Origin of the sequence: Methanoculleus sp. UBA413 (assembly GCF_002502935.1) — an archaeon.
Classification (GTDB): domain Archaea; phylum Halobacteriota; class Methanomicrobia; order Methanomicrobiales; family Methanoculleaceae; genus Methanoculleus; species Methanoculleus bourgensis.
The window spans coordinates 1-4650 of sequence record NZ_DAQR01000071.1 but is presented as its reverse complement, the minus strand read 5'-3'; the positions used below and the strand labels follow the sequence as shown (position 1 = coordinate 4650).

At 59.9% G+C, this 4650-nt stretch carries 7 protein-coding genes and 1 tRNA gene; 4 read left to right on the top strand and 4 right to left on the bottom strand.

The window, feature by feature from the left end:
- Positions 1-131: 131 nt before the first annotated feature.
- From BP858_RS05505 to BP858_RS05495, 3 genes are read right to left on the bottom strand one after another with little or no spacing between them, the layout of a single operon-like run.
- A complete protein-coding gene (locus BP858_RS05505) occupies positions 132-656 on the bottom strand; it encodes a ZPR1 zinc finger domain-containing protein (RefSeq protein ID WP_014866008.1) in 525 nt (174 codons plus the stop codon).
- On the bottom strand, positions 657-1034 hold the full coding sequence (locus BP858_RS05500; RefSeq protein WP_014866009.1) for a cell division protein SepF: 378 nt from the start codon (positions 1032-1034) through the stop codon (positions 657-659). It abuts the gene before it with no gap.
- 50 nt (positions 1035-1084) lie between these two features.
- The gene (locus BP858_RS05495) at positions 1085-1582 is read right to left on the bottom strand and encodes an RNA-binding protein (protein WP_014866010.1); all 498 of its coding nucleotides are present in this window, start codon (positions 1580-1582) and stop codon (positions 1085-1087) included.
- Positions 1583-1692: 110 nt separating this feature from the next.
- On the opposite strand from BP858_RS05495, the gene BP858_RS05490 reads away from it, so the two are divergent.
- The 3 genes from BP858_RS05490 to purF are packed head-to-tail and all read left to right on the top strand — an operon-like array spanning position 1693 to position 3563.
- Positions 1693-1920 (top strand): LSM domain-containing protein, encoded by a 228-nt coding sequence (locus BP858_RS05490; RefSeq protein ID WP_014866011.1) that lies wholly within the window; start codon positions 1693-1695, stop codon positions 1918-1920.
- A gap of 14 nt (positions 1921-1934) precedes the next feature.
- On the top strand, positions 1935-2117 hold the full coding sequence (locus BP858_RS05485) for a 50S ribosomal protein L37e (protein ID WP_286879050.1): 183 nt from the start codon (positions 1935-1937) through the stop codon (positions 2115-2117).
- Positions 2118-2126: 9 nt separating this feature from the next.
- Positions 2127-3563, top strand: a complete 1437-nt coding sequence (purF, locus tag BP858_RS05480) for an amidophosphoribosyltransferase (protein ID WP_074174724.1) — start codon at positions 2127-2129, stop codon at positions 3561-3563.
- A 330-nt stretch (positions 3564-3893) separates the two neighbouring features.
- On the opposite strand, the gene BP858_RS05475 is transcribed toward purF, so the two are convergent.
- Positions 3894-3968: transfer RNA gene (locus BP858_RS05475), tRNA-Met, on the bottom strand.
- Between the two features lie 111 nt (positions 3969-4079).
- Between BP858_RS05475 and trxA the strand changes: the two genes are divergently transcribed.
- Positions 4080-4496, top strand: coding sequence for a thioredoxin (gene trxA / locus BP858_RS05470; RefSeq protein WP_281767242.1), 417 nt, complete (start codon positions 4080-4082; stop codon positions 4494-4496).
- The last annotated feature ends 154 nt before the right edge of the window (positions 4497-4650 follow it).

Sequence of the window (4650 nt, the reverse complement as noted above, 5' to 3'; positions counted from 1 at the left end):
CTGTCAGAATTAGCGAAGTACTGGGGCAGGGCAGATCCGGAATCACCTGGTCGTGATGCGCGGGAGGGTATAGCGGGAACGATAGCAGTCGCGGTACGGATCTCCGGTACCCCCGGGCCAAAAAAGAAAAATCAGGTCGTTCTCTCGAGCCGCGTCTTTTCGGCCTTCTCACTGACGAGCGCGCTGTTCCCGGCGGGATCCTCGAGGACGACCGTGAACGGGAAGGCCGCCTCCCGGGCTCTGGCGATCCTCTCCTGCACCCTGAGCGCTGCCGCCCGCTCGTCTTCACTCTCTGCGTGGGCGAGGGCGCTCTCCACCGCCCCCTCGAACCGCGAGAGAACCCCCTCGATATTGGTGACGAACCCCTCACAGGCGGTCCCGGGCTCGACAGCGAGCCCGAGTTCCGGGATCGTGATCGTCCCGGTCATGCTCCGCACCACCCTGATGGAGAGATCGGCGGGCTCCTCAACCCGCACCGTCCACCGGGCCGGTTCCCCCTCCTCCGGTATGATGGTGTCGGTGTGCCGGTAGCCGCAGGCGTCGCACGCGATCGAGACGATCAGGAGATCCGGGAAGTGGGGGATCTCGAGACGGTGGTGGATAATCTGGATCTCGCGCCCGCATGCGGGACAGGTTCCCGGGTAGGCCTCCCGCACTTACAGGCCACCGCCGATCTTCTCGCGCGAGACCTTGACGGACATGGGCGTGATGATGACGTACTTCTGCTCGCCAAGGCCGACGATATCGCCGTTCACGTCTCTTGCCACATCGCGGAGGTCCTTTAAGACCCGCTCGAAGGTCACCTTGTCCATCTTCAGCCGCCCGATATCGACGATGACGATGTTGCCGTTATAGACCTCGTCTTTGACACGGGGGGTATCCTTGAGGTCGGCGATGGTGGCGATCTTGACGTACATGGATGCCGGCTCTTCTGAGGTCGATCCCTCATAGGAGGCGAGATCGAGTTCCATGTACTCGTCTTCGTTTTTTACAGGGTTTTTACCGAGAATACTGTCAAAGAGCTTTTTAACCATAGAAAAAGTGAGGAAAGAATTTTATTTAATAGTATCTTTTAATTTCCACGTTAGATCTCGAGATTCCAGATATCGTCCCCGACGTGGTGGATGCTCCTGACCGATTTCCCCTTCTCCTGCTGCTCCATATCGGCGGCATCAAAGAGCGCAATCCCCACGGCAAGCGGTTTCCCGTGGCGTTCCTCGACGACCTGCACCGGACGCCCGGCGCGGATATCTGGTGATATCGAGACGATCCCGGGGCGCATGGCATCCGCGCCGTTTGCGACGAACCTGACCGCGCCGGTATCGACCACCACCCGGCGCTCGGGGATGGGGTGCTCGACCAGCCCCCGCAGGGTGGGAAAGGTCCAGGTGTCGGCGGCCATCAGGAGCGGTTTTTTGTCGACGAGGTAGATCCCGACGGGAGCGTCGGTCTCGACCCGCTCGATCCGGTCGGACCGGAAGAGTTCGGCCGACGGTCCGATCTCTTCGGCGAGCCGGTCGAGGAGCCGGGCAATCTGCGATTTTCTGATAACGTGACGTTTTTTTACGGTAAACTTCGACATTTATTCCAGACCTCGAGGAAGCAGTTGTTTCTTCGCAACAGCGCGGTTATATTTAAGTAGTTTCTTCACTCAAATATATTACTCCAGAATGGACGGCAAAGGGTAATCATATGACGCCAAGACCGTTGGATATTTTAGATCAGGTACTGAACCGTCAGCCCGTCATCATCAGCCTCAAAGGTGGAAGGGAGATTCGGGGTGTCCTCCAGGGATACGACGTTCACATGAATCTGGTATTGGATAAGGCAGAAGAAGAAATGGACGGCGCTGTGCAGAAACTCGGCACGCTGATCGTCCGCGGTGATAACGTGATCTATATCACCCCTTCAGTTGAATGAGTAGGTGAGAGAGAATGTCAAAAGGCACACCATCAATGGGCAAGCGGCAGAAGCGTACCCACATCACCTGCAGGCGTTGTGGCAAGCCCTCATTCCATGCGCAGCACAAGGTCTGTGCGGCCTGTGGCTTTGGAAAGAGCCGGAAATTACGCAGTTATCGTTGGACAGAGAAAAAAGCAAAGGTACCGACGCATTAGAGTTGTATCATGTGTGGTATCGTTGGCATCGTCGATGCTGGCGGTGTCTCTTTTCCGCTGTACTACGCCCTGTACGCTCTCCAGCACCGGGGGCAGGAGAGCGCAGGGATATCCACTTTTGAAGGCACGACCCTGTACACCCACAAGGCCCAGGGGCTCGTTGCCGAAGTCTTTGATCGCCACACCCTGGAGGGACTGCGTGGCAACGCCGGGATCGGGCATGTCCGCTACCCGACGACCGGGTCGAAGGTCCCGGAGAACGTCCAGCCGTTCAATTTTCGCTACCGGGGGCTTGACCTCTCGATCGCCCACAACGGCAACCTGGTCAACACGGCCGAGATGCGGGAGGAGTACGAACGCCGGGGGCAGATCTTCTGCACCTCCGCCGATACTGAGATCATAGGGAACATCATCGCCGAGGCGCTCCGGACCTCAAAGAGCATGGAGGATGCGGTCAGGCTCTGCATGCGGCGCCTGCGGGGCTCCTACGCCACCGTTGCGCTGTTAAACGACACCGTCTATGCTTTCCGCGACCCGCTCGGCATCAAACCGCTCTGTATCGGCAAATTCGACCACGGCTACATCGTCGCCTCCGAGAGCGTGGCGATCGATGCGCTCGACGGCACGCTCATCAGGGATGTGCGGCCGGGAGAACTCGTCCGTATCGATGAGAACGGGCTCTCTTCCGTCCAGATCGCGACCGCGAACCGGAGAGGGCACTGCATCTTCGAGTACATCTATTTTGCCCGCGCCGATTCGGTCATAGACGGGACGCTGGTCTACGATGTCCGCCGCCGGATCGGGCAGGGGCTCTATGATGCGGCTCCGGTTGAGGGAGATATCGTCTGCCCGGTCCCCGACTCCGGGACCGCCTACGCCGCCGGCTACGCCGAACGGTCGGGCGTCCCGTTCGTCGAGGGGCTGATGAAGAACCGTTACATGGGACGGACGTTTATTATGCCGACCCAGCAGCAGCGGGAACGGGCGGTCAGGATCAAGCTCAACACCGTCAGGGGCAACCTCAAGGACAAAAGGGTGGTCCTCGTCGACGACAGTATCGTCCGGGGGACGACGTCCCGCAGGATCGTGAAGATGATCCGGGAGGCGGGGGCGAGCGAGATCCATCTCAGGGTCGGCTCCCCGCCGATCATCTCCCCCTGTTACCTCGGGGTTGATATGCCCACCCGTGCCGAACTGATCGCGAGCGGGAAAGAGGTCGAGGCGGTGCGGGAGAGCATCGGCGCGACGTCGCTTACCTACGTCCCGCTCAAGGACCTGGTGGAGGCGATCGGGTGCGGCGAGCGGAACCTCTGCACCGGGTGCCTGACCGGGTGTTACCCGGTGGATATCAACGGGGAGAAGTGTTACCACTGTGTGGTGGACTACGTGGCCGGTACCCACCAGGCCGACCTCTCGACCTTCAGGACCGGGAAGCAGCGGACATAACTTCCCCCTGTGCGCGGTTCACGGGCGGCCCCGGGCCCACGCTCTTTTTCTGTATCCGGCTCGTCTCATTGCCGAACACCGCGACGTGATACCCCGGTTCCCGGGACGGATGTCTGTCACAAATCACGCTTCCGGCGCTCAGGCATCCGCGAAACCCCTCCCGTTTGCCCCACGCACGCACCCACCGGGCAGCCGCCTGGAACACTCATGCGCGTGGCCGTGAATCCCGGTCAAGGCTCCCATGCCGCGAATGCGCCGGCTGCCGGGAGAACATGTCTTTGCTGGCTTGAGGAGAATACGGAACAGAGAAGAGTGCGCGAAAACAGAAGATAGCGAGGGATGGATTTGAACCATCGGTCTACGGGTTATGAGCCCGCCGGGATTTCCTGACTACCCCACCTCGCTCCAACCTGTGAGGTATAATAAATTGGAGGTACTTGGATATATACCTTTGTGAAGGTCCGATCGCCGTTTCCCACCCAACCATTATAGGGACGTGCATCATAATCCCGTTGTATGGAAGAGAACAGACCGATGGATGACGACCTGCAGCGCCTCCGCGAAGAGCGCCTCCGGGAGCTTGAGGCCGGCCTCCTCGGCGACACCGGCGGGGTCGTCGAGATCAGCGACAACACGTTTCAGGACGCCGCAAAGAAGCATCCTTTCCTTGTCATCGACGTCTGGGCGGAATGGTGCGGCCCCTGCCGGATGGTGGCCCCGGTGATCGAGGACCTTGCGCGTGATTTTGCCGGCAGGGTGACCTTCGGCAAATGCAACGTCGATCTCAACCCCGGGATAGCGACGAGTTTCAGCATAACGGCGATCCCGACGCTCCTGTTCTTTGCAAACGGCATGCTCGTCGACAGGGTGGTCGGCGCGCTCCCTAAAGAGGCCATACGGTCAAGGGTCATGCGGGCCTTCGGGGCCGGTTAAGTGCATCGAGCCGTCGTTGAGGGTTCTCGCCAATACCCAGGCAGCCTTCGCTATCGGCGCCTCTGCCCCGTCAACGCACGCGAGAATTGCGCGAAACGACGCGAAGGAAAGGTAGCAAACTAGTGGAGCATTTCACCTTATGTTGCGGGTCCTG

Bases quoted from the DNA above. Each gene is read 5' to 3' on its own strand.
- BP858_RS05500 (WP_014866009.1), bottom strand. From the start codon at position 1,034: ATGGTTAAAAAGCTCTTTGACAGTATTCTCGGTAAAAACCCTGTAAAA.
- purF (WP_074174724.1), top strand. From the start codon at position 2,127: ATGTGTGGTATCGTTGGCATCGTCGATGCTGGCGGTGTCTCTTTTCCG.
- BP858_RS05495 (WP_014866010.1), bottom strand. From the start codon at position 1,582: ATGTCGAAGTTTACCGTAAAAAAACGTCACGTTATCAGAAAATCGCAG.
- BP858_RS05485 (WP_286879050.1), top strand. From the start codon at position 1,935: ATGTCAAAAGGCACACCATCAATGGGCAAGCGGCAGAAGCGTACCCAC.
- trxA (WP_281767242.1), top strand. From the start codon at position 4,080: ATGGAAGAGAACAGACCGATGGATGACGACCTGCAGCGCCTCCGCGAA.
- BP858_RS05490 (WP_014866011.1), top strand. From the start codon at position 1,693: ATGACGCCAAGACCGTTGGATATTTTAGATCAGGTACTGAACCGTCAG.